At 54.7% G+C, this 24,358-nt stretch carries 21 protein-coding genes; 17 read left to right on the forward strand and 4 right to left on the reverse strand.

The genetic code is table 11. From position 1 onward, the window contains the following. Window positions 1-27 precede the first annotated feature (27 nt). The 14 genes from ACT3RR_RS00545 (at window position 28) to ACT3RR_RS00610 (ending at window position 14,816) form a co-directional block, all read left to right on the forward strand. Entirely contained in the window at window positions 28-1,197 is a 1,170-nt protein-coding gene (locus ACT3RR_RS00545) for an IscS subfamily cysteine desulfurase (RefSeq protein ID WP_496199541.1), read from the forward strand. 103 nt (window positions 1,198-1,300) lie between these two features. Next, entirely contained in the window at window positions 1,301-2,611 is a 1,311-nt protein-coding gene (gene pepB / locus ACT3RR_RS00550) for an aminopeptidase PepB (RefSeq protein WP_396130145.1), read from the forward strand. A 70-nt stretch (window positions 2,612-2,681) separates the two neighbouring features. After that, the gene (sseB, locus tag ACT3RR_RS00555; RefSeq protein WP_353501230.1) at window positions 2,682-3,542 is read left to right on the forward strand and encodes an enhanced serine sensitivity protein SseB; all 861 of its coding nucleotides are present in this window, start codon (window positions 2,682-2,684) and stop codon (window positions 3,540-3,542) included. A 176-nt stretch (window positions 3,543-3,718) separates the two neighbouring features. Then, on the forward strand, window positions 3,719-4,144 hold the full coding sequence (ndk, locus tag ACT3RR_RS00560; RefSeq protein WP_013574367.1) for a nucleoside-diphosphate kinase: 426 nt from the start codon (window positions 3,719-3,721) through the stop codon (window positions 4,142-4,144). 246 nt (window positions 4,145-4,390) lie between these two features. Beyond that, a complete protein-coding gene (locus ACT3RR_RS00565) occupies window positions 4,391-5,599 on the forward strand; it encodes a dual-specificity RNA methyltransferase RlmN (protein ID WP_034788173.1) in 1,209 nt (402 codons plus the stop codon). A 153-nt stretch (window positions 5,600-5,752) separates the two neighbouring features. Continuing rightward, window positions 5,753-6,520 (forward strand): type IV pilus biogenesis/stability protein PilW, encoded by a 768-nt coding sequence (gene pilW, locus ACT3RR_RS00570; RefSeq protein ID WP_496199542.1) that lies wholly within the window; start codon window positions 5,753-5,755, stop codon window positions 6,518-6,520. Next, complete coding sequence (gene rodZ, locus ACT3RR_RS00575) at window positions 6,510-7,502, forward strand: cytoskeleton protein RodZ (protein ID WP_486032065.1); 993 nt, start codon at window positions 6,510-6,512, stop codon at window positions 7,500-7,502. Before pilW ends, rodZ begins: the two co-directional genes overlap by 11 nt. A gap of 42 nt (window positions 7,503-7,544) precedes the next feature. Beyond that, a complete protein-coding gene (gene ispG, locus ACT3RR_RS00580) occupies window positions 7,545-8,666 on the forward strand; it encodes a flavodoxin-dependent (E)-4-hydroxy-3-methylbut-2-enyl-diphosphate synthase (RefSeq protein ID WP_353501233.1) in 1,122 nt (373 codons plus the stop codon). Between the two features lie 86 nt (window positions 8,667-8,752). After that, window positions 8,753-10,027 (forward strand): histidine--tRNA ligase, encoded by a 1,275-nt coding sequence (gene hisS, locus ACT3RR_RS00585; RefSeq protein ID WP_353501234.1) that lies wholly within the window; start codon window positions 8,753-8,755, stop codon window positions 10,025-10,027. Between the two features lie 13 nt (window positions 10,028-10,040). Next, complete coding sequence (locus tag ACT3RR_RS00590; RefSeq protein WP_353501235.1) at window positions 10,041-10,661, forward strand: YfgM family protein; 621 nt, start codon at window positions 10,041-10,043, stop codon at window positions 10,659-10,661. 11 nt (window positions 10,662-10,672) lie between these two features. Further along, a complete protein-coding gene (bamB, locus tag ACT3RR_RS00595) occupies window positions 10,673-11,854 on the forward strand; it encodes an outer membrane protein assembly factor BamB (RefSeq protein ID WP_353501236.1) in 1,182 nt (393 codons plus the stop codon). Between the two features lie 209 nt (window positions 11,855-12,063). Beyond that, window positions 12,064-13,554 (forward strand): ribosome biogenesis GTPase Der, encoded by a 1,491-nt coding sequence (gene der / locus ACT3RR_RS00600; RefSeq protein ID WP_353501237.1) that lies wholly within the window; start codon window positions 12,064-12,066, stop codon window positions 13,552-13,554. Window positions 13,555-13,616: 62 nt separating this feature from the next. Continuing rightward, window positions 13,617-14,573 carry an AEC family transporter gene (locus ACT3RR_RS00605; RefSeq protein WP_353501238.1) on the forward strand — a complete coding sequence of 319 codons (957 nt, stop codon included), beginning with the start codon at window positions 13,617-13,619 and terminating at the stop codon, window positions 14,571-14,573. A 15-nt stretch (window positions 14,574-14,588) separates the two neighbouring features. Continuing rightward, entirely contained in the window at window positions 14,589-14,816 is a 228-nt protein-coding gene (locus ACT3RR_RS00610; protein ID WP_353501239.1) for a zinc ribbon domain-containing protein, read from the forward strand. On the opposite strand, the gene ACT3RR_RS00615 is transcribed toward ACT3RR_RS00610, so the two are convergent. The 3 genes from ACT3RR_RS00615 to ACT3RR_RS00625 all read right to left on the reverse strand — a co-directional run bounded on the left by ACT3RR_RS00615 (window position 14,813) and on the right by ACT3RR_RS00625 (window position 17,387). Continuing rightward, the gene (locus ACT3RR_RS00615) at window positions 14,813-15,145 is read right to left on the reverse strand and encodes a protealysin inhibitor emfourin (protein ID WP_496199543.1); all 333 of its coding nucleotides are present in this window, start codon (window positions 15,143-15,145) and stop codon (window positions 14,813-14,815) included. The two genes, ACT3RR_RS00610 and ACT3RR_RS00615, sit on opposite strands and share 4 nt — an antisense overlap. After that, a complete protein-coding gene (locus ACT3RR_RS00620; protein ID WP_496199544.1) occupies window positions 15,145-16,182 on the reverse strand; it encodes a M4 family metallopeptidase in 1,038 nt (345 codons plus the stop codon). The genes ACT3RR_RS00615 and ACT3RR_RS00620 overlap by 1 nt, the downstream gene beginning before the upstream one ends. 98 nt (window positions 16,183-16,280) lie before the next feature. Next, on the reverse strand, window positions 16,281-17,387 hold the full coding sequence (locus ACT3RR_RS00625; protein ID WP_496199545.1) for a LacI family DNA-binding transcriptional regulator: 1,107 nt from the start codon (window positions 17,385-17,387) through the stop codon (window positions 16,281-16,283). A gap of 223 nt (window positions 17,388-17,610) precedes the next feature. Here ACT3RR_RS00625 and ACT3RR_RS00630 point away from each other — a divergent pair, with 223 nt between their 5' ends. Together ACT3RR_RS00630 and ACT3RR_RS00635 are read left to right on the forward strand one after the other, a co-directional pair. Continuing rightward, window positions 17,611-18,924, forward strand: coding sequence for an MFS transporter (locus tag ACT3RR_RS00630; RefSeq protein ID WP_353501243.1), 1,314 nt, complete (start codon window positions 17,611-17,613; stop codon window positions 18,922-18,924). Beyond that, complete coding sequence (locus ACT3RR_RS00635) at window positions 18,921-21,284, forward strand: glycoside hydrolase family 31 protein (RefSeq protein WP_496199546.1); 2,364 nt, start codon at window positions 18,921-18,923, stop codon at window positions 21,282-21,284. The genes ACT3RR_RS00630 and ACT3RR_RS00635 overlap by 4 nt, the downstream gene beginning before the upstream one ends. A gap of 57 nt (window positions 21,285-21,341) precedes the next feature. On the opposite strand, the gene xseA is transcribed toward ACT3RR_RS00635, so the two are convergent. After that, complete coding sequence (gene xseA, locus ACT3RR_RS00640) at window positions 21,342-22,718, reverse strand: exodeoxyribonuclease VII large subunit (protein ID WP_496199547.1); 1,377 nt, start codon at window positions 22,716-22,718, stop codon at window positions 21,342-21,344. 168 nt (window positions 22,719-22,886) lie between these two features. On the opposite strand from xseA, the gene guaB reads away from it, so the two are divergent. After that, window positions 22,887-24,353: an IMP dehydrogenase gene (gene guaB, locus ACT3RR_RS00645; RefSeq protein WP_441655842.1), complete on the forward strand. Its 1,467-nt coding sequence runs from the start codon at window positions 22,887-22,889 to the stop codon at window positions 24,351-24,353. Window positions 24,354-24,358: the final 5 nt, after the last annotated feature.

The following is a 24,358-nucleotide window of genomic DNA, read 5'->3' on the forward strand; positions in this document are numbered from 1 at the left end:
GAACGTGCAGTACGGAGCATGCCCGCCATGAAATTACCTATTTATCTGGATTATTCAGCCACCACGCCTGTTGACCCGCGGGTAGCCGAGGCCATGATGAAGTGTCTGACTTTTGACGGTACTTTTGGTAATCCAGCATCCCGTTCCCACCGTTTTGGCTGGCAGGCGGAAGAGATTGTCGATGTCGCTCGCAACCAGATTGCCGAACTGATTAATGCCGATCCGCGTGAAGTGGTGTTCACTTCCGGCGCAACCGAGTCCGATAACCTCGCCATTAAAGGCGCGGCGCATGCCTATCGCGACAAGGGTAACCACATTATTACCAGCCAAACCGAACACAAAGCGGTGCTCGATACCTGCTTGCAGCTGGAAAAAGAGGGTTTCGACGTCACCTATCTGGCCCCGAATGCTCAAGGTGTGATCACCCCAGCGGCTATTGAATCCGTACTGCGCGAAGACACAATTTTGGTGTCAATCATGCATGTAAACAATGAGATAGGTGTGATTCAGGATATCGCGGCTATTGGCGAACTCTGCCGCAGTCGTGACATTATTTTCCACGTCGATGCCACCCAAAGCGTCGGCAAGCTGCCGGTAGACCTCAATGAGCTGGCGGTGGATCTTATGTCTTTCTCCGCCCATAAAATCTATGGCCCGAAAGGCATCGGCGGCCTGTATGTTCGCCGCAAACCCAAGGTGCGGATTGAAGCGCAGATCCACGGCGGCGGGCACGAGCGCGGTATGCGTTCCGGGACTCTGCCGGTGCATCAGATTGTTGGCATGGGTGAAGCTTTCCGCATTGCTAAAGAGGAGCTGGCCGATGAGGCGCAGCGCCTGCATGCATTGCGTGACCGTCTGTGGCAAGGTATCCAGCAATTAGAGGGCGTGCAGATTAATGGCTCGCCTGAGCATAGCGCGCCAAACATTCTTAACGTCAGTTTCAGCGGCGTTGAGGGCGAGTCGCTGATTATGGCGTTGAAAGATTTGGCCGTTTCTTCTGGCTCTGCCTGTACTTCGGCAAGCCTCGAACCATCTTATGTTTTACGTGCACTGGGGTTAGGCGAGGATCTGGCTCACAGTTCTCTGCGTTTCTCCCTCGGACGTTACACCACGGCGGAAGAGATAGATTACGCTATCGACCTGATTGTGAAATCAGTCCGTCGTTTACGCGAGCTACCGCCGGTATTCTCGTCTTAAGTGACACGATCACAGCAACAATGTATTAGAGAACATCAGGGCTAAACGCCTGTTATTGAAGATAATACTTTTCATTGAAAAATAAAAAAGCAGGAGTGCAGTTATGAGTTCCGAAGTCACCACCAATGAATCCATGCCGATTTTCTTGTCTTCTCAGCCTGCCGACGCACGCTGGGGCGAAAAAGCGACATTAAGCACGAATGCCGAAGGCATGACTATTCATCTGACCTCCGACAACCCGCTGGTGACCATTGCCCGCGCAGCTCGCCGTATCGACGGTCAGGGTGTGAAAAATGTAGCGCTGGCCGGTGAAGGCTGGGATCTGGAAAACAGCTGGGCGTTCTGGCAGGGCTTCCGCGGGCCAAAAGGCAGCCGCAACGTTGAGTGGGCTGAACTGTCAGCTGAAGACACTCAAACCCTGAATCAACGTCTGAAAATTATCGACTGGGTTCGCGACACCATCAACCTGCCAGCAGAAGAGTTGGGGCCAGAGCAGTTGGCGACTCGCGCGGTGGATTTGATGTGCGAATTCGGCAATGGCCATGTTAACTATCGCATTACGAAAGGCGACGACCTGCGCCAGCAAAACTACGCGGGTATCCACACCGTGGGCCGTGCTTCAGACCGCGCTCCGGCATTCCTGGCGCTGGATTACAACCCAAGTGGCAACGCCGATGAGCCGGTGTATGCGTGTCTGGTCGGCAAAGGTATCACCTTTGATACCGGCGGCTACAGCCTGAAACCAAGTGCAGGCATGGACTCGATGAAGTCCGACATGGGCGGTGCAGCGACGCTGACGGGTGCTCTGGCACTGGCTGCGGCTAATGGCCTGAACAAGCGCGTTAAGCTGTACCTGTGCTGCGCGGACAACATGGTCAGCGGCAACGCGATGAAGCTGGGCGATATCATTCGTTATCGCAATGGCAAAACTGTTGAAGTGATGAACACCGACGCCGAAGGCCGTTTGGTGCTGGCTGATGGCCTGATCGACGCTTCTGAACAGAATCCAGAGTTGTTGATTGATGCGGCAACTCTGACCGGTGCCGCCAAAATGGCGCTGGGCAACGATTACCACGCGCTGTTTAGCTTCGACGATGAGCTGGCCGCTGAGCTGCAAAACAGCGCGAAAGAAGAGTTTGAACCCTTCTGGCGTCTGCCTTTGGCTGAGTTCCACCGTTCATACCTGCCATCTAATTTCGCTGAATTGAACAACATGGGCAGCCCGTCACACACAGCCGGTGCCAGCAACGCAGCGGGCTTCCTGTCCCATTTCGTCAAGAACTACAAAAAAGGCTGGTTGCACATCGACTGTTCAGCCACTTACCGTAAAGGCGCCGTAGACCAATGGGCCGCTGGCGCTACCGGCATCGGGGTGCGTACCGTAGCTAACCTGCTGTTGGCTAAAGCAAAATAAATCAATCGGTAAGATAGAAAGACCCTAGCGGGGCACTGAGAAGTGCCCCGTTTTATCGGAGTGAAACAACATGAGTGTCCCGCACGATCACCTGCCAGCGGCAGCCGCGGCCAATAATGGCGAAAATGAACTTGAGCGTCTGCTGCGCCTTTCCGTGACAGAAGCGGCTTATCGCCCGGCGTTTTACCAGACTCTATTAGAAGCTACTGTCTACGTGCTGGGTGACGCGGGTCAGGAAGAAGAGGGCGCGGGAGAAGTCGCGATCCACGCGGGTAGCGAGTTGAACCTGCTGCATTGGGAAAAGCAGGATGGCACCTCCATCATTCCTCTGTTTTCCTCGCTGGAAGTGCTCGAGCGCGCCAGTGCCGGTGAAAGCCCCGACGAGCAGGCTTTTGTTGCACTTCCTGCGCGGGTGTTGTTTGAAATGACCCAGGGCGAAGAGCTGTTCCTCAATCCGAAGTCAGAATACGGCAAAGAATTCACCCCAAGTGAAGTGACGCTGCTGCTGAATACCGGCGGTTTGACCGCACCGGCCGAGTTGGTGTTGGACAAAGAGAGCCAGCTGATGATTGGTCAGCCAGAAGAGTATCCCTCAGCGATGATTGATGCGCTGACCACCCTGTTCAGCCAGAAAAAGCCGGTGCGCCGTGCCTTTCTGGCACTGATTCATGACAAAGCCGTGGATGAGCTGCCAAACCTGCTGGTGGGCGTGGAAGCTGATGGTACTGACGCCGAAGTCGACGCGTTAATCCGCGAAGCGGGCAACGTGGCGAGCGAAACCTCGCCAGACGACCAACCGGTTGATTTCTGTATTGTTTCTGAGAAAGAACGCGGCATTAGCCACTATCTGATCAGCCACACTCAGCCTTTCTATCAGCGTAAGTGGGGCAGTTGGCTGCGTAACATTATTCCGTCTTCCGGCAAGGCGTAATGATCATGAAAGTGGGCTTTAGGTTACAGATGTAGTCTCAGCTCACTTTTTTTTAACGAAATGTTGTGATTCGGGTAGGCAAGCGTAACTTCGCCCCCTATAATCGGCGCCATTTTACGGCAGGTATAACATTAAATTAACCGGCCCTACCTATAAGAGTCAGCCAGAGGTTTTTCATGACTATCGAACGTACTTTTTCCATCATCAAGCCAAACTCAGTAGCTAACAACGACATCGGCGCAATCTACGCGCGTTTCGAACGTGCTGGTTTCACCATCATTGCTTCTAAAATGCTGAAACTGACCAAAGAGCAGGCTGAAGGCTTCTACGCAGAACACAAAGGTCGTCCTTTCTTCGACGGTCTGGTTGAGTTCATGACTTCTGGTCCAATCATGGTTCAGGTTCTGGAAGGTGAAAACGCCGTTCAGCGTAACCGTGACATCATGGGCGCAACTAACCCAGACAACGCACTGGCTGGCACTCTGCGTGCTGACTTCGCTGACAGCTTCACTGCTAACGCCGTTCACGGTTCTGATGCAGTTGAATCTGCACAGCGCGAAATCGCTTACTTCTTCACCGAAAGCGAAATCTGCCCGCGTTAAGATTTTCTGGCCGGGCTTTTTTGCCTCTGTTCACTCATATGTACAATAAATATGTGAGTGAGACGCAGCAAACATAGCAACCTCGCCTTAAAATTTGTACAATGTTGCGCCCCGAATGAGTCAGTCTCTTCGGGGCGCAAGTATTTTAAATACCAAATATTGAAATACACTACATTGCAGGTCGCCACTCAATGACTCTGCACTTCCCTGACGCCATAACGTGTAACAACGAGGCTAATTCGAATTATGTTTGAAACAAACACGCCTGAGCAAAACTTGTCTGATATGACTGCACAACCGACTCCACAGCCAGCCGATGCAGTGAATACTGTCAAGCCTGACGCTGCCAAAATTAACCTTCTTGACCTTAACCGTAAGCAAATGCGCGAGTTCTTCATCAACATGGGCGAAAAACCGTTCCGTGCTGATCAGGTCATGAAGTGGATGTACCACTATTGCAGCGATGATTTCGAGCAAATGACCGATATCAACAAAGCGCTGCGTGAGAAGTTGGCCCGCGTTGCTGAAATTCGCGCGCCGGAAGTAGCTTCTGAACAACGCTCCACCGATGGCACCATCAAATGGGCTATTCAAGTCGGCGGGCAGTTGGTCGAAACCGTTTATATCCCTGATGGCGATCGCGCCACGCTCTGCGTTTCTTCCCAAGTAGGTTGTGCCCTTGAGTGCACTTTCTGCTCCACGGCACAGCAGGGCTTCAACCGTAACCTGCGCGTGTCCGAAATCATCGGGCAAGTCTGGCGAGCGGCGAAAATCATTGGTGCCGCCAAGGTTGCCGGGACCCGCCCAATCACCAACGTGGTGATGATGGGAATGGGGGAGCCGCTGCTTAACCTCAACAACGTGGTTCCGGCAATGGAGATCATGCTGGACGATTTCGGTTTCGGTCTGTCAAAACGTCGCGTTACGCTGTCAACCTCAGGCGTCGTGCCTGCGCTGGACAAGCTGGGCGACATGATTGACGTCGCGCTGGCTATCTCTCTTCACGCGCCGAATGACACCATTCGCGATGAAATCGTACCGATTAACCGCAAATACAACATTGATACTTTCCTCGCCGCCGTTGAGCGTTACATTGGTAAATCCAATGCTAACCAAGGCCGCGTGACCATTGAGTACGTGATGCTTGACCATATTAACGATGGCACCGAGCACGCGCACGAATTGGCTGAACGCCTGAAGAACACCCCGTGCAAGATCAACCTGATCCCATGGAACCCGTTCCCAGGCGCGCCATATGGCCGCAGCTCTAACAGCCGTATCGATCGCTTCTCTAAAGTATTGATGGATTATGGATTTACCGTCATTGTGCGTAAGACCCGTGGTGATGATATCGATGCCGCTTGTGGTCAGTTGGCGGGCGATGTTATCGACCGTACTAAACGCACGCTGAAGAAGAAAATGGCCGGTGACGCTATCGCTATTAAAGCCGTCTAAATTCAGCAGCCTATCTATAATAGGCGAGTAACTAGTTGTGTTTTCTGGAGCCCGGTCAGCCAGTTCGCCGGGCTTAATCTGAACAGCATCTGCTGGAGCCAATAGGCTTCACCAAGATGAAACGTGGTCGGTGGCAGAATAAAGGGATTTAGCATGACGATTAAAACCAGATGGACCAAGGCAATTGCGCTAAGCTTTACAGTCTGCCTGTTGGCGAGCTGTTCCAGCTCTCCCAAGGAGTCTGAACTCGCCGCGCCGGGCAGTGCTTCACAGACCCGTTTGCAGTTGGGCATGGCCTATTTGTCTCAGGGCAATATGGCCAGTGCGAAGCAGAATCTACAGAAAGCAGTGGATAGTGCACCAAACGATTATCGCACCCAGTTAGGCATGGCGCTTTACGAGCAAAAAAACGGCGATAATGGCGCAGCAGAAAGCCGTTATCAGCAGGCATTGAAGCTGGCTCCGCAAAATGGAACTGTGCTTAATAATTACGGTGCGTTTTTGTGTGGTTTAGGGCAGTATGTACCGGCACAACAGCAGTTTAGCGCCGCTGCCAATGTCCCTGATTACGGTCAGGTGGCTGACAGTCTGGAAAACGCAGGCTACTGTTTTCTGAAGGCCAATCAGAATGAGGAAGCACGTGTGTTACTGAGTCGGGCATTGAAAATTGATCCTGATAAAGGTGCGCCTTTGCTCACTGAGGCAACCAAACAGTTTGGTGAAGGGAACCGCGCTCAGGCGCAAGTGTTGCTCGATGTCTACCAACATGTTCTGCCAGTCAGTGCTGAAAGCCTCATGTTACAAATTCGTTTCGCTGCGTTAGCAAGCAACCCGGTTAGCGTTCAACGCTACGGCAAGCAGCTGGCGCGAAGTTTTCCACAATCCCAACAGTACCAGCAGTTCTTAGCTAATGAATACTGAAGCCTCTCAAGAAAATAAAGCCACAATGACGACGGGCGAACGCCTGCGTCAAGCTCGTGAACAGCTGGGACTTAGTCATCAGGCCGTTGCAGAACGCCTATGCCTGAAAGTCTCGACTATTCGCCAAATTGAAGAAGAAACCACGCCGGCCGACCTCGCGCCGACTTTCCTGCGTGGCTATATTCGCTCGTACGCTAAATTAGTTCACGTTCCTGAAGAAGAGCTTTCAAGCATGATTGGCAAACAAGCGCCAATCAAAGTGCCGAAAGTTGCCTCGATGCAAGGGTTCGCACTCGGCAAATCTCGCAAGAAGCGCGATGGCTGGTTGATGGGCTTTACCTGGCTCGTGGTGTTCGTGGTGATTGGTTTGACTGGTGCGTGGTGGTGGCAAAATCATCAAGCCCAGCAGCAAGAAATCGCCACGATGGCTGACCAGTCAACGGCTCAGCTGAATCAGGACAACGGCCAGGGGCAGTCTATTGCTCTGAATACGGGTGATAACCCAAATTCAGCCCCGGTTGAAACCACGCCAACGCAGGGTACAGCACCTGCTGACGCCACGGCGGGCGCGGCTTCTTCACAGCCAGCTAATTCAGTTCCTTTAGATACGTCTACTGCAGCCAATGCACCGGCCAGCAATACTGAGCAAGCGCCTGCTGCCGTATCGCCAAGCCAGCCAGTGGCTCAAAACGGCCTGCCGACGGGAAATGCAGACTCTGCTACCCCAGCGGCCGACGCCGATGCTGTTGCGATGACCTTTAAGTCAGACTGCTGGTTGCAGATTGACGATGCCTCTGGCAAGACTTTGTTCAGCGGCATGAAGAAGGGCGGTGAAACCTTGAGCGTTAAAGGTACTGCGCCTTACAAATTAAAAATCGGGGCACCTGCTGCTGTTGAAATTCAGTATCAAGGTAAGCCGGTTGATTTAAGTCGTTTTATCAAGTCCAGCCGTGTTGCTCGTCTGACTTTGGCTGCCGAATAATCGGCAGCTGTTCAGATTCTTTGCAACTGTGGAGAGTAAGTAATGCATAACCAAGCACCCATCACCCGTCGGAAATCAACCCGGATTTACGTCGGCAAGGTGCCTATCGGTGATGGTGCGCCGATTGCTGTGCAATCAATGACCAACACCCGTACCACCGATGTCGCCGCAACCGTGGCACAGATCAAAGCCCTTGAACGTGTTGGCGTTGATATCGTCCGTGTTTCTGTTCCTACCATGGACGCCGCCGAAGCTTTCAAGCTCATCAAGCAGCAGGTTAATGTCCCGCTGGTCGCTGATATCCATTTTGACTACCGTATTGCGCTGCAAGTTGCCGAGTATGGCGTTGACTGCTTACGTATCAACCCGGGTAATATCGGTAATGAATCTCGCATTCGCTCGGTAGTCGATTGCGCGCGCGATAAAAATATCCCGATTCGTATCGGTGTTAACGGCGGCTCGCTCGAGAAAGACATTCAGGAAAAGTACGGCGAACCTACGCCGGAAGCCCTGCTTGAGTCGGCGATGCGCCACGTTGATATCCTTGACCGCCTGAATTTCGACCAGTTTAAAGTCAGCGTGAAAGCTTCCGACGTGTTCCTCGCCGTGCAGTCTTATCGCTTACTCGCTGCACGCATTGATCAACCTCTGCACCTTGGGATCACCGAGGCGGGTGGCATGCGTAGTGGATCGGTTAAGTCAGCGATCGGCTTGGGTATGCTGCTTTCTGAAGGGATCGGCGACACGCTGCGTATTTCTCTGGCGGCGGATCCGGTGGAAGAAGTTAAAGTTGGCTTCGATATCTTGAAGTCACTGCGCATTCGTTCGCGCGGTATTAACTTTATTGCTTGCCCGACCTGCTCACGTCAGGAGTTTGACGTCATTGGTACCGTGAACGCCTTGGAACAGCGCCTTGAAGATCTGATCACGCCGATGGACGTGTCGATCATTGGCTGCGTGGTTAACGGCCCTGGCGAAGCGCTGGTGTCGACCATTGGTGTGACCGGCGGCCACAACAAGAGCGGTTTCTATGAAGATGGCGTGCGCCAGAAGGATCGTTTCGACAACGAGCAAATGATCGACCAGCTCGAAGCCAAGATCCGCGCCAAAGCAGCCATTATGGATGAAAGTAAACGTATCGTTATCAATCATCTTGAAAAGTAACATCGGTTGCAGGCACCCATCCGCGCCTGCATTATATTGAACCCGACTATCGGGTTCATTTTTTATAAAAACGATAGAGAATTGACGTGGCAAAGAATATCCAGGCCATCCGTGGCATGAACGACTACCTGCCGGAAGATACCGCGCTGTGGCAACGTGTCGAAGGCATCCTTAAGCAGGTGCTGGGTAGTTACGGTTACAGCGAAATCCGTATGCCGATTGTAGAGCAGACCCCGTTATTCAAACGCGCCATCGGTGAAGTTACCGACGTGGTTGAAAAAGAGATGTATACCTTCGAGGACCGCAATGGCGAAAGCCTGACTCTGCGCCCGGAAGGGACTGCTGGCTGCGTGCGCGCCGGTATTGAACATGGTCTGCTGTACAATCAAGAACAACGCCTGTGGTACATCGGCCCGATGTTCCGCTACGAGCGTCCGCAAAAAGGCCGCTATCGTCAATTTTTCCAGATGGGTGTTGAAGTCTTTGGCTTGCAAGGCCCGGACGTTGACGCTGAACTGATCATGATGACTGCACGCTGGTGGCGTGCGCTGGGTATCGCCGATCACGTTGCGCTGGAACTGAACTCTATTGGCTCTCTGGAAGCGCGTGCGAACTACCGTGAAGCACTGGTGGCTTTCCTTGAGCAGCATAAAGAGAAGCTGGACGAAGACTGCAAACGTCGTATGTACACCAACCCAATGCGCGTTTTGGACTCAAAAAATCCAGACGTTCAACTGTTGTTGAATGACGCGCCGGCGCTGGCGGACTATCTTGATGCTGAATCTAAAGAACACTTTGCTGGCTTGTGTGAACTTTTAGAGCAAGCAGGTATCCCATATACGGTTAACCAGCGTCTGGTTCGCGGTTTGGATTACTACAACCGCACCGTGTTCGAATGGGTAACGACCAGCCTCGGCTCACAGGGTACTGTGTGCGGCGGTGGCCGTTATGATGGTTTGGTCGAACAACTGGGTGGGCGTGCAACGCCAGCCGTCGGTTTTGCTATGGGGCTTGAGCGTCTGATCTTATTGATTCAGGCTGTTAACCCAGACTTTAAAGCACCTGCGACAGTAGATGCTTATGTGATTTCTGTCGGCGCTGGAACTCAGGGCGCAGCAATGCAATTAGCAGAGTCACTGCGTGACGAGCTTCCTGCATTAAGAGTGATGACTAACTACGGCGGCGGTAATTTCAAAAAGCAATTTGCCCGCGCTGATAAATGGGGAGCGCGCGTCGCTCTGGTATTAGGTGAAAACGAAGTCGCGGCCCGTCAGGTAGTGGTTAAAGACCTGCAAAGCGGTGAGCAAGAAACGCTGGCGCAAAGCGAACTCGCTGCGCGCTTGGCCTCGATGATAGGTTAAGGAGAAGGACCACGTGGAAGTCTATACCACTGAAAACGAACAAGTTGACGCTGTACGTCGTTTCTTTGCAGAAAACGGTAAAGCGCTGGCGATTGGCGTAGTACTCGGGATCGCCGCTTTAGGTGGTTGGCGTTATTGGCAGTCCCATGAGAGCTCGGCCATGGCTGACTCTTCTGTTGCTTTCCAGCAGGCCAATCAGGCCGTGACGGATAAGAAAGCGCAGGGCGTTGAAGATTTAGAGAAATTCGCGCAGAGCAATAAAAACAACTACGGCGTGTTCGCTTCGCTCCAGCTTGCTGATCATTTCGTGGAAGCGAAAGATTTCGCTAACGCGGAAAAGCAGCTGGTTGCTGCACAATCTCAGGCGAAAGAAGAGAATTTACTCTCTCTGGTCAGCCTGCGTTTGGCTCGCGTTCAATCGCAGCAAAAGAAATTTGATGACGCACTCAAAACGCTCGACGGCGTTAAGGGTGAGGGCTGGATTGCACTGCAACAAGATGTTCGCGGTGACGTTTTGCTGGCGAAAGGCGATGCCAAGGGCGCGCGTGAAGCCTTCAGCAAAGGCCTTGATTCTAAACCTTCTCAGACGCTACAGAACGTGTTGCGTATGAAATTGAACAACTTATCCAGCTAAGGGGAACCCCGATGCAATTGCGTAAAACACTCTTGGTAGGATGGGTTTCCGTTGCCCTGTTGAGTGGCTGTTCTTTGTTTAACAGCGAAGAAGACGTCGTTAAGATGTCCCCGTTGCCGAAAGTTGAAAATCAGTTCACACCAACCAAAGTGTGGAGCACGTCGGTGGGTGATGGCGTAGGCGATTTCTACTCTCATCTGCGTCCGGCCTGGCAGGACAATACTATCTTCGCCGCCGATCGTTTCGGTATTGTGAAATCTCTGGATGCTGACAGCGGCAAAGAAAACTGGAAAGTGGATCTGTCGGAAAAAACCGGCTTCTTCTCCAAAAATCGTCCTGCTCTGCTGTCTGGCGGCGTGACCGCTGCTGGCTCACACATCTACGTGGGCAGCGAAAAAGCGATCGTTTATGCACTGAACAGCGCTGACGGTACTGTGGCATGGCAGACCAAAGTGGCGGGTGAAGCACTCTCTCGCCCAGTGGTCAGCGACGGTCTGGTGATCATCCACACCGGCAACGGTATGCTGCAAGGCTTAAGCGAGACTGACGGGACTATCCAATGGACCGCCAACCTCGATATGCCAACGCTGTCACTGCGCGGTGAGTCAGCCCCTGCAACTGCCTTCGGTGCAGCCATTGTCGGTGGCGACAACGGACGCGTGAGCGCGGTGCTGATGAAAGAAGGCCAGCTGATCTGGCAGCAACGTATTTCTCAGCCAAGCGGCGCGACTGAAATCGATCGTCTGAGCGACGTGGACACCACGCCAGTTATCGTTGACGGCGTAGTTTACGCGCTGGCTTACAACGGCAATCTGGTGGCAATGGATCTGCGTTCTGGCCAAATCATGTGGAAACGTGACGTTGGCTCTATCAATGACTTCATCGTCGACGCCGGTCACATCTATATGGTTGACCAAGATGACCGCGTGATGGCGCTCGACACCCAAGGCGGCGTTAGCCTGTGGCGTCAAAGTGATTTGCTGCACCGTAACCTGACCGCGCCAGTGTTGTATAATGGTTATATTGTGGTTGGTGACTCGGAAGGCTACCTGCACTGGATCAACACCACTGATGGCCGTTTCGTGGCTCAGCAGAAAGTTGACAGCTCCGGCTTCTTGGCTGCGCCAATCGTGGCAAGCGACAAGCTGGTCGTGCAGGCGAAGGGCGGTGAGGTTTACTCCTTCACCCGCTGATCGTCGCAAATAGTCGCTCGTCGCGTCTGGCCCAGTCGGGCTTAAAAACGGCTCCTGAAAAAATCAGGGGCCGTTTCGTATTCTGAAATATGCGCAGGTGAATTTCACAGCCTGCGATGTAATGATTTGATTTATAGCGTTTTATGGCTTTATGCCGTGCTGTAACTCTTTGCGTTTTGCACTTAGTTTATAAAAACAGAGGCTTTAAAATGATACCTGTCGTCGCGCTTGTTGGGCGCCCGAATGTGGGTAAATCCACCTTATTTAACCGTTTAACCAAGACGCGTGACGCGCTGGTTGCGGATTTCCCGGGGCTAACGCGTGACCGCAAGTACGGTCGTGCTGAAATTGAGGGTAATGAGTTCATCATTGTTGATACCGGCGGTATCGACGGCACTGAAGATGGTGTCGAAACTCGCATGGCAGGCCAGTCTCTGTTAGCCATTGAAGAAGCCGACATCGTGCTGTTCATGGTGGATGCGCGTGCAGGCTTGATGCCTGCCGATCAGGGCATCGCCCAGCATCTGCGTAGCCGTGAAAAAGCCACCTTCCTAGTCGCTAACAAAACTGACGGTCTGGACCCAGACACCGCCACCGGCGATTTCTACTCGCTGGGCCTTGGTGATGTGTACGCCATTGCTGCCTCACATGGCCGTGGTGTAACTCAGCTTATCGAACACGTATTAGTGCCGTTCGTCGGCGAGAAGCCTGAAGAAGTTGAGCTGACTGAAGAAGAAGCCAACGCCGCGTACTGGGCGGAGTTGGAAGGCGGTCAGGACGACGATGAGATCCCAGCCGACGTTGAAGATGACTTCGACCCGCAATCTCTGCCAATCAAACTGGCTATTGTCGGCCGTCCGAACGTAGGTAAGTCCACACTGACTAACCGTATTCTCGGCGAAGAGCGCGTGGTGGTGTACGACATGCCGGGCACCACTCGCGACAGTATCTACATCCCGATGACCCGTGATGAGCGTGAATACGTTCTGATCGACACCGCAGGTGTGCGTAAGCGCGGAAAAGTCACTGAAATCGTTGAGAAGTTCTCAGTGATCAAGACCCTGCAAGCGATTGAAGATGCCAACGTGGTGATGCTGGTTATCGACGCCCGCGAAGGCATCTCTGACCAAGACCTCTCGCTGTTAGGCTTCATCCTCAATAGTGGGCGCTCACTGGTTATCGTGGTGAACAAATGGGATGGCATGAGCGAAGATGCCCGCGCTCAGGTGAAGGATCAGTTAGACCTGCGCCTCGGCTTTGTCGATTTCGCCCGTATCCACTTCATTTCTGCTCTGCACGGCAGCGGCGTAGGCAATCTGTTCGAATCCGTCATTGAAGCCTATACCTGTGCTACCACCCGTGTAAGCACTTCCTTACTGACGCGCATCATGCAGATGGCGGCCGACGACCATCAGCCACCGTTGGTGAATGGTCGCCGCGTGAAGCTGAAATATGCGCATGCCGGGGGTTATAACCCGCCTATCGTGGTTATCCACGGTAATCAGGTGAAAGATCTGGCCGATTCGTACAAACGCTATCTGATGAACTACTTCCGTCGTTCACTGAAAGTGATGGGTACGCCAATTCGTATTCAATTTAAAGAAGGCGAAAACCCGTATGAAGGCAAGAAGAACACGCTCTCTCCGCACCAGCAGCGTAAGCGTAAGCGCCTGTTACAGCACCTGAAAAATAAATCTTAATCTGATGAGGTACATGAAAATGTACCTCGTTTTTTTTTGCCTCGACGGCAGGGAAGGAACAGATGTTTTGGGAAACCTGGAGTTTTGCGTTTGGCGTTACGGTTCCTAATTTATTGATATTAATTCTCGGCATGTGGTTGCGTCGTACCGGACTGATGGACGACAACTTCAATGAAAAAGCCAGCCGTCTGGTATTCAATATCGCGCTGCCCTGCCTGCTGTTTTTCAGCGTGGCGCAGGGGCACGACACCTCGGGTTCTAACCTGCCGCTGGCGGTCTATGGCGCAGTCGGTACTATCATTTCATTTCTGCTTTTAGAACTGGTCGCCATCAAGCTGGTTAAAGATCCGCGCGAGCGGGGCATCTTTGTGCAAGGCGGATTTCGCGCCAACACGGGGATTGCCGGGCTGGCCTATGCCTCGCTGGCTTTCGGCAATGACGGTATCGCGCTGGGGTCGATGTATCTGGCAGTCACGGTGATTCTGTTCAACGTGCTTTCAGTTATAACCTTAACCCGCAGTTTGCAGGGCGGCTCCGGCAAGCGCGTCGGGCTACGCCCGATTCTGCGCGGCATTGTCACTAACCCACTGATTATTGGATTGCTGCTCGGGCTGGCCTTCCAGTACAGCCACCTGCCGATGCCTGACACCATTGGCAAAACCGGCGAATTTATTTCAGGCATGGCGCTGCCGTTGGCGATGCTCTGTGCCGGAGCCAGTCTGGATTGGCGAACCATGTTCCGCAGCTCAAACGTGGCGGCCTGGTCCTCGGCGTCGCGGGTGATTTTTGTCCCGGCGTTGATGACTTTAGGCGGCTGGCTGCTCGGCTTTCGCGGCGCGGCGCTCGGGGTGATTTTCCTCTTCTCCTGTACGCCAACGGCGGCGGGCAGCTATGTTATGACGCGCGCGCTAGGCGGAAATGCTACGCTGGCTGCCAACATTATTGCTGTAACCACGCTAGGTTCATTTTTCACCACCGCGCTGGGGCTTTATCTGTTACGAGCCTTGGGCGTGATTTAACGGGAGCGAGAGAAGATGGAAGCACTTTGCCCGGTTTGCACTCAACCTATGAGTTGGGTGAGCAATCACTTTCACTGTGACAGCTGTAACGCCGACTATCAGCAGACGGCGCTCTGCCCGGATTGCCAGCAGCCGCTGCAAACCCTAAAAGCCTGCGGCGCGGTGGATTATTTCTGCCAAAACGGCCACGGCATGATCTCCAAAAAGCGGGTGCTGTTCAGCTACCAGCCCTACAGCGACTAGCCCTCGGGCTGGGCCGATTTCCACAATTCGATTAGCTCAGCGGGTGTCTGGGTCTCCGGAATAATCAGCACCTGACTGCCCGACTGCTGGGCAGTGGCATAAGAGATCTCCAGCCGGTAATAGCGCTGGTCGCCGCGCCCGGCCTGCTCCGGCGGCTCGGCGTAGGGCAGCGACTGATTGATTAATTGGCAGATCTGCTGGCGTTTGTCCTCACTCATCCCCGCCATAGCGACCCGGCGAGGCCCGTTGAGTTTAGGGATAAACGCCACGCCGCCTTCGCGATACATTTCGATGACGGCGCTGCTTTCCAGCGATTCCAGTGGTTTCATTAGATAACCCCAACTTGCCCCCACGCCTCTTTCACCGCCTGTGCTACAGCGGCGTCGAAGCGCTTCTCAGCATGTTCGATTGTTTTCTTGGCGAAAGTTGCAAAATCGGCATCCTGCGGCAGCGATTTATCACACACCGTGTCGTACCAGACGTAGCCCGCGCGCTCCCACGCAAAGCCGCCCAGCGCGGTGGCAGCCAGATAGAAGGCGCGGTTAGGGATGCCGGAGTTGATGTGGACGCCGCCGTTGTCGTCGCGGGTGTTCACATAGCCTTTCATGTCGGCGGGCTGTGGGTCTTTGCCAAGCAGCGGGTCGTTGTAAGCTGTCCCCGGATGCGCCATCGAGCGCAGCCCCTTGCCTTTAATTCCCTTAGCTAACAGGCCTTCGCCGATGATCCAGTCGGCTTTATCCGCCGTCTGTTTTTTGCTGAACTGCTTGACCAGAGAGCCGAACACGTCGGACAGCGATTCATTCAACGCGCCAGACTGGCCGCTATAAACCAGCCCGGCCTCGCTCTCGGTCACGCCGTGCGACAGTTCGTGGCCAATGACGTCGATGGCGATGGTGAAACGGTTAAAAATCTCACCGTCCCCGTCGCCAAATACCATCTGCTGGCCGTTCCAAAAGGCGTTTTGATACTCCTTGTCGTAATGCACCGAGCCAAGCAGCGCCAACCCTTTATTGTCCAAAGAGTTGCGTTGGTACGCCTGCCAGAAGAAATCATAAGTCACGCCAAGATAGTCATAGGCTTCATCAACCGCCACGTCGTCATTGCTCGGCTGCCCCTCTTTTCTCACCGACTTGCCGGGCAGGCGAGTGCCGTTTTCGGCGTCATAAATATCTCGCTCGACATGACCCGCCTTAGCGGTTTTCACGCCTTTGGGTTTGGCGTAAGCCTCGGCCATCAGGGTATTGACGTGAACCAGCGTCAGGCGCGCGCACTTTTTCTGCGGCTCTGAGCCGTGCTCAATAATGCGATTGAGGATATAGGGAGGAATAACGCCGAGGGGGGATCTCTGTTTGGTACCGTGACTCATAACAACTCTCCTTATCGATAAGTGAAGCTTAAGAGTGACAAGTATTCATTGATATTGAGTATAGTCCGGCTGCGCTCCCCGCCAGCGAAAGATGGGATTTATCTGTTCTCTACCGACTCTTGGTTATCATCATAAAGCTGATGATTGTGCGAGGTGACGGCAGGATGAAGCGCGCTGCCTCTGACCTTGCGCACGGAGTTGCGTGTCACCAGCTTGCCCTGTAGCAGCACGCTAGAGCAGGGGGCTTCGGGGCGGAACAGGCGGCGCTGGAGCAGGGCGATTGCTTCCACACCCAGCTCGTCGCGCGGCACGTGCACGGCGGTGAGCGCCACATCGTGAATTTCTGCCAGATTAAAGCCGTCGGTGCTCATCACGCTGATGTCCGTCGGCACCGCAAACCCGCGTTTTACCAAGGCCGCCACGGCACCGGATGCCATAAAATCGCCTCCCGCCAGAATCGCCGTCGGCATGGGCTGGCCGCCGGGCAGGGTATCCAGATAATTCAGCATGGCCTGTTCAGCTTCCTGCGCGCCAAACCCCGAGGTCGTGACCAGATGCTGGCCGTCGTCAAAGGCCAGATTATGCCGCGAGAAGGCCTCTTTGATGCCCGCCAGGCGCAGCTCCATGGTGTGGCGGCGCAGACATTGCAGGGTCAGAATTCGGTGATGCCCCTGACTGAACAGATAATCGGTGGCGAAGTCGCCCATAGTTTGATGATCCGGCGACACGCTGTCGTGGCGCATCAGCCGATCGCGGCAGTTGATCAACACGCAGGGTTTAGCCAAGTCGGTCGCAAGCTGGTGGATATGCGGATCGTCAATGCCAACCAGCAGCGCGGCGTCGGTTTGGGCATCGGTCATTTTGGCGATAAACAGCGCCACGTCGGCGTCGCTCTCTTCCAACGCGCAGTAGCGAACCCGCACGTCGTGCTGGCTGACGGCGGCAACAATCCCCTGAATCACCTTGTAGTAGAAGATATCACTGCGAGCGTCGAAGGCGCGGGCCGGGGCGAAGACCACAATGTTATTCAGCATCAGCCGCCCGGTGGACAGGCCGCTGAGCACGCCCTGCGACGTTGCATAGCTCAACACCTGCTCTCTGGCGCGCGCGCTGGTATTGCTTTTTCCAGCCAACACGCGCGAAACCGTGCTGATCGACAGCCCCGTATGGTCAGCAATTTGCTGGATTTTTAGCTTTCCGTTCAAATTGTGATCTCCTTCAAATTCGAAAATGAAAAAATTTTCATGAAGGATTTTGTGCGTAATCTTAGGCATTTTCAGGGCGAGGCTCGCAAATTTGTCTAGTCCATGAAAATTCTTGCAAAGAATCACGTTCCGCTCACAAATCAGCCTGCATACAGTCGTCTAGGGTACTCAAACAATAACCATCGCTGGCAGCTAGCCTGCTGACCAGGGAGGAGAAATAACAATGACGATTGAGATCAATACCGACGCCGTGACGTCAGGAAGACGCAAAATCAGAGCCTTACGCTGGTGGATGCTGGCCCTATTTCTACTTGGGGTGACGGTCAACTACATCACCCGCAACTCACTGGGTCTGCTGGCGGCTGAACTGAAAACCAGCCTGAATATGACCACCGAACAATACTCTTACATCGTGGCGGCATTTCAGGCGGCCTACACCATTTTCCAACCTCTATGCGGCTGGCTGATTGACGTCATTGGCCTGAAACTCGGCTTTCTGATCTGTGCGTCCGTCTGGGCCGTGGTCTGTATGCTGCACGCCGGAGCCGGGGGTTGGATCCAACTGGCTATTCTGCGCTTCTTTATGGGCAGCGCCGAGGCCGCCGCCACGCCCGCCAACGCCAAAGCCATCTCCGACTGGTTCCCGCGCAAAGAGCGGCCGGTGGCCGCAGGCTGGGCCGGGGTGGGCTTCTCCATTGGCGCCATGCTGGCACCGCCGATTATTCTGGTGGCTCACCTCTCTTTCGGCTGGCGCGGCGCTTTCCTGTTTTGCGGGATTTTGTCGATGCTGTGGGTGCTGCTGTGGTGGAAGTTCTACCACGCGCCGGAAAACCACCCGAACCTGAGCAAAGAAGAGCTGGCGCTGATTCGCCAGGACAATGAGCCTCAGCAGACCCGTTTACCTTTTATCAAATCGCTGAAAATCGTCTGCAAAAACAAGAAATTCTACGGCATTGCCATCCCGGCATTTCTGGCGGAACCCGCGTGGGCGGTGTTTAGCTTCTGGGTGCCGCTCTATCTGGCAAACGAGCGCGGCATGGACCTCAAGCACATTGTGATGTTCGCGTGGCTGCCGTTCTTGGCGGCGGATTTGGGCAGTGTTGCCAGTGGCTATCTCACCACGCTGTATCGCAAATTCTTCGGCTGCACCCGCATTAACTCGATTGTTGCCAGCTCGGTGACCGGGGCTTTCTTGATGCTGTCACTGGCGCTGGTGGCGCTCACCGAAAGCCCGTACGCCGCCATCGCGCTGATCTCCATCGGCGGATTCGGACATCAGGTGATCTCCTGCATGCTGAGCGCGGTGGTGGTGGAGTCATTCGATAAAAGTCAGGTGGCGACGGTTAACGGCATGCGCGGCTCCTCCGCGTGGATCGCCAGCTTCTTGTTTTCATTACTGATAGGTGCGGTAGCCGACAATATCGGCTTCAACCCGCTGTTTATCGCGATGGGATTTTTTGACCTGATTGGGGCGGTTTTCCTGATTGCCCTGATAGCAGAACGCCGCACACCGGCAGATAAAAGGAAAAGTGCATGAAGACGTTAAAGCATTGGGTGCTGGCAGCACAGGACGCCGCGGGCGTGGAGCTGCGGGTGGACGATCAACATCTGTTTTGCCTGCGGATATTGGAGCAGGGCCTATTCCGCGTGCTGATCAAACGCCGTGGCGGGTTGGCGCTGGACCGAACCTGGAGCATTGCGCCAACGGACGATGTGCCTTGGGAGGGGCGCGATCGTCTGAGTAATCATGGATTTAGTCTGCCGGGCTACACGCTGGAGCAGTTTGAGGATCGGCTGGTGATCAGCAGCGAAAAGCTGCGGGTAACGGTTCACCAGCCTTTGTGGCTCGAATGGGAATATCGCCACACCGATGGCAGCTGGCTGCCGCTGGCCAGTGACCGTAAAACCGGGGCCTATATGCTGTCGGTGAAGGGTGACGGTTCGGCCCACTATCAGCGCCGCTATCCCGAAGAGCGCTATTACGGTCTGGGGGAAAAAGCCGGGGATCTCAATCGCGCTGGTCGCCGTTTTGAAATGCGCAATCTGGACGCCATGGGCTATAACGCCGCCAGCACCGATCCGCTCTACAAGCATATTCCCTTTACGTTAACGCGCCGGGGTGACGTCAGTTTTGGCCTGTTCTACGATAATCTCAGCAATGTCTGGCTTGATCTCGGCCAAGAGCTGGATAATTACCATTTGCCCTATCGCCGCTTTAACGCCGAAGCGGGGGATCTCGATTACTATATGTTCCTCGGCCCGACGGCCCTTGACGTCACTAAAACCTTGGTGCGGCTGACTGGCAAAACCACCTTCGGCCCGAAATGGAGCCTCGGCTACAGCGGCTCGACCATGTACTACACCGACGCGTCAGACGCCCAGCAGCAGCTGATGAAGTTCATCAACCTGTGCCGCGAGCAGGATATTGCCTGCGACTCGTTCCAGCTCTCTTCCGGCTACACCTCGATTGGCAATAAGCGTTATGTGTTCAACTGGAATTACGACAAAATCCCTGAGCCGAAAGCCATGTCGCAGGCCTTTCTCGACGCGGGGATCCGCCTGGCCGCCAACATCAAACCCTGTCTATTGCAGGACCACCCGCAATACGCGCTTGTCGCCCAGCAGGGGCTGTTTATTCGCGATTCACAAGAGGATGTCCCTGAGCGCTCGGTATTTTGGGACGACGAAGGCTCCCATCTGGACTTCACCAATCTAGCGACCATTCGCTGGTGGCAGCACGGCGTTACCACGCAACTTCTGAAAAACGGCATTGGCTCAACGTGGAATGATAATAATGAATATGAAGTGTGGGACAGCAACGCGCGCTGCTTTGGCTTCGGAAAATCCATTGCTATCAAGCACATTCGTCCGGTGATGCCGCTGTTAATGATGCGCGCCTCCTTCGAGGCTCAGCAGGTATTTGCGCCCAACCTGCGGCCTTATCTCATCTCCCGCTCAGGCTGCGCCGGGATGCAGCGCTACGTGCAAACATGGAGCGGCGATAACCGCACTTGCTGGCAAACGCTGCGCTACAACACGCGCATGGGGCTGGGCATGAGCCTCTCCGGCTTGTACAACGTGGGTCATGACGTCGGCGGCTTTGCCGGGGATCGCCCGGATGAAGAGCTGTTTGTGCGCTGGGTGCAGAATGGCGTGATGCACCCGCGCTTTACTATTCACTCGTGGAATGATGACGGCACGGTGAATGAGCCATGGATGTTTAGCCAGAGCACGGCGCTGATCCGCGACGCCATCAACCTGCGCTATCGCCTGCTGCCTTACTTCTACACCTTGCTGTGGCAGGCCCATGAGGATGACGAGCCGATGCTGCGCCCGACTTTCCTCGACCACGAGCACGACGCCAACACCTTCGTCGAAACCGACGATTTTATGCTGGGGAAAGACCTGCTGGTGGCAAGCGTAGTGGAGCAGGGCCAGCGCGAGCGCGAGGTGTATCTGCCTGCTAACGAGAGCGGCTGGTGTGATTTTTATAGCGGAAAATGGTTCGCCGGTGGGCAGAGCATCAAGCTGGACGCGCCGCTGGATCGCCTGCCACTGCTGGTGCGCGCCGGTGCTGCACTGCCTATGTCTCAGCGCACGGCTTATGTCGATCAGCAGCAGGACAAGGTGCGCGAGCTGCATATATTCCCAAGCCCGGCGGCGGCCACCTCTTGCGGCATGCTGTTTGAAGATGACGGCGAGAGCCACGGCTGGAAAGAGGGCAATGCGCTGTGGCTAAGCTGGGAGATTGCAACTGACGGCGAGAAAATCAGTATCGACTTTACTCAGCGCGGCGACTTCAAACCGGCGTGGGACAGTTTGGGCATCGTGCTGCCCGCCGGAGAGACGCGCCCGCTGTGGATTAATGGCGTGAAGTCAGACAGTTATAGGTTGTAAGCTTTTAGCGCCTCCCCCGAAAAAAGGGGGAGGCTGGGAAGGGGTATACAGCGACCGTTATTGCTTCGCAGCGGGCCTGCGCGTTTTCTTCGCAAGCGTCACGACTTTCACTTCACTCTCAATCCAACCATCCGCCAGACGGGTTTTCAGCGTGTCGCCCGGCGCGGTCTGCGTGGTTTTCTTCAGCAATTCACCCTTCGGCGTGGTGGTCACGCTATAACCGCGCGCCAGCGTGGCCAAAGGACTGACGGCTTCCAGCTGGGTACAGGCGGTGCCAAAACGCTGGCGGCTGTTGGACAGTTGCAGGGCCAGCGCCTGTTGCAGGCGATATTGCAATTGCTGGACTCGCTGCTGGGCGCGATGAATGCGCGACTGCGGTTGCTGCTGGTTGAGGCGCTGCTGCAGGCGATCGATGCGACGAAGCATCTGGCGCAGCTGGTTTTGCATTGCCTCATCAAGCCGACGGCGCAGTTTGAACAGCGCGGTTTGCTGGCGAGCCAGGCGCAGGTGCGGGTGCTGTTGCTGCAAACGATGGTTCAGGCGGGTAAAACGCTGAGCCAGCTGGGCGAGGTAATAGTCCATCGCCATTTCCAAACGCTGCTGCTGAGATTGAATCTGGCGCAGCAGTTCCAGCTGATTGCGGCTAATTAACTCGGCGGCGGCAGACGGCGTCGGCGCGCGCAGGTCGGCCACAAAGTCGGCGATGGTGACGTCGGTTTCATGGCCGACGGCGCTGACAATCGGAATGGCGCTTTTGAAAATGGCCCGCGCCACGCGCTCATCGTTAAAGCTCCACAAATCTTCCAAAGAGCCACCGCCGCGCCCGACAATCAACACATCCACTTCCTGACGCGAGTTTGCCAGCTCAATGGCACGGACGATTTGCATCGGCGCGTCGACACCCTGCACGGCAGTCGGGTAGATGATGACCGGCAGCGACGGGTCACGGCGTTTCAGCACGTTCAACACGTCATGTAGCGCCGCGCCGCTCGACGAGGTGATCACCCCGACACACTTGGCAGGCGAGGGCAGGGGCTGCTTGAATTGGGCGTCGAACAGCCCTTCGGTAGCCAGCTGCTGCTTGAGCAGGTCAAATTTCTGCTGCAACAGCCCGTCACCGGCTTCTTGCATGCTTTCGGCAATCAGCTGATAGTCGCCGCGCGGTTCATACAACGTTATAGTGGCGCGAACCAACACCTGCTGGCCGTTTTGCGGGCGAAAGGTGGTGCGGCGATTGGTGTTGCGGAACATGGCACAGCGAACCTGCGCCCGGTCGTCTTTCAGGGTGAAATACCAGTGACCGGACGAAGGTTGGGAGAAGTTGGAGATCTCGCCTGAAAGCCAGACCTGGCCCATTTCGTTCTCCAGCAGCTGTCGAACCGTCTGATTCAGGCGGCTTACGGTAAAAATTGGCGGGGAAGAAGGTAGTGGCATGTGATCCAGATCAAATTCAAAAACAGAGACTTAATCGGTCGATACTACATGCCCAAACAAGGTAATCAAGAAGTTTCGTAAATAGTACTAGTCGCAATGGGCCCTCACCTGTATAATCCCGCTGCAATATTTTATCCTTTCCGCATCCACCTTGGTGAGATATTGCCCATGCTACGTATCGCAAAAGAAGCTCTAACGTTCGACGACGTCCTCCTTGTACCAGCTCACTCCACAGTTCTGCCTAATACTGCCGACCTAAGCACTCAACTGACCGCTAAAATCCGTCTCAATATTCCAATGCTGTCTGCAGCAATGGATACCGTGACTGAAGCGAATCTGGCGATTGCTCTGGCGCAAGAGGGCGGTCTGGGATTCATTCACAAGAACATGTCCATTGAACGTCAGGCCGAAGAAGTTCGCCGCGTTAAGAAGCATGAAAGCGGCGTGGTCGCCGACCCGAAAACGGTCACCCCTTCTACCACCCTGCGTCAAGTTAAAGAACTCACCGAAATTAACGGCTTTGCCGGTTATCCTGTCGTGACCGAAGGCAACGAACTGGTAGGTATTATTACCGGCCGTGACGTGCGCTTTGTGACCGACCTGGAACAGCCTGTCACCGCAGTGATGACCCCGAAAGAGCGTCTGGTGACGGTCAAAGAGGGCGAAGCACGCGAAGTTGTGTTGCAGAAAATGCACGAAAAACGCGTTGAGAAAGCGCTGGTTGTTGACGCGCAATTTCACCTGCTGGGTATGATCACTGTTAAAGACTTCCAAAAAGCGGAACGTAAACCTAACGCCTGTAAAGATGAGCAAGGCAGTCTGCGCGTTGGCGCGGCAGTTGGCGCTGGCGAAGGCAACGAAGAGCGTATAGACGCACTGGTTGCGGCGGGCGTTGACGTCCTGCTGATCGACTCCTCACACGGCCACTCCGAAGGCGTTCTGTCCCGTATTCGCGCCACTCGCGCTAAATATCCAGACTTAGAAATCATCGGTGGCAACGTGGCGACCGGCGCTGGCGCACTGGCGCTGGTGGAAGCTGGCGTGAGCGCGGTGAAAGTGGGTATCGGCCCTGGCTCAATCTGTACGACGCGTATCGTGACCGGCGTAGGTGTTCCACAAATCACCGCCGTGTCTGACGCGGTGGCTGCGCTGGAAGGCACCGGTATTCCGGTTATCGCTGACGGCGGGATCCGTTTCTCAGGTGACATCGCTAAAGCTATCGCCGCTGGCGCAAGCTGCGTGATGGTTGGCGGCATGCTGGCAGGTACTGAAGAGTCTCCGGGCGAAATCGAACTGTACCAAGGCCGCTCATTCAAATCTTACCGCGGTATGGGTTCTCTGGGCGCGATGTCCAAAGGCTCTTCTGACCGTTACTTCCAGACTGACAACGCCGCTGACAAACTGGTGCCGGAAGGTATCGAAGGTCGCGTGGCGTATAAAGGCCGTCTGAAAGAGATCGTTCACCAGCAAATGGGTGGTTTGCGCTCATGTATGGGCCTGACCGGTTGTGCTACTATCCACGACCTGCGTACCAAGGCTGAATTTGTTCGCATCAGCGGTGCGGGGATTCAGGAGAGTCATGTTCACGATGTGACTATCACAAAAGAGTCCCCTAATTATAGAATGGGTTCTTAACCCTT

The organism is Ewingella sp. AOP8-B2-18 (assembly GCF_052376015.1).
Classification (GTDB): domain Bacteria; phylum Pseudomonadota; class Gammaproteobacteria; order Enterobacterales; family Enterobacteriaceae; genus Ewingella; species Ewingella allii.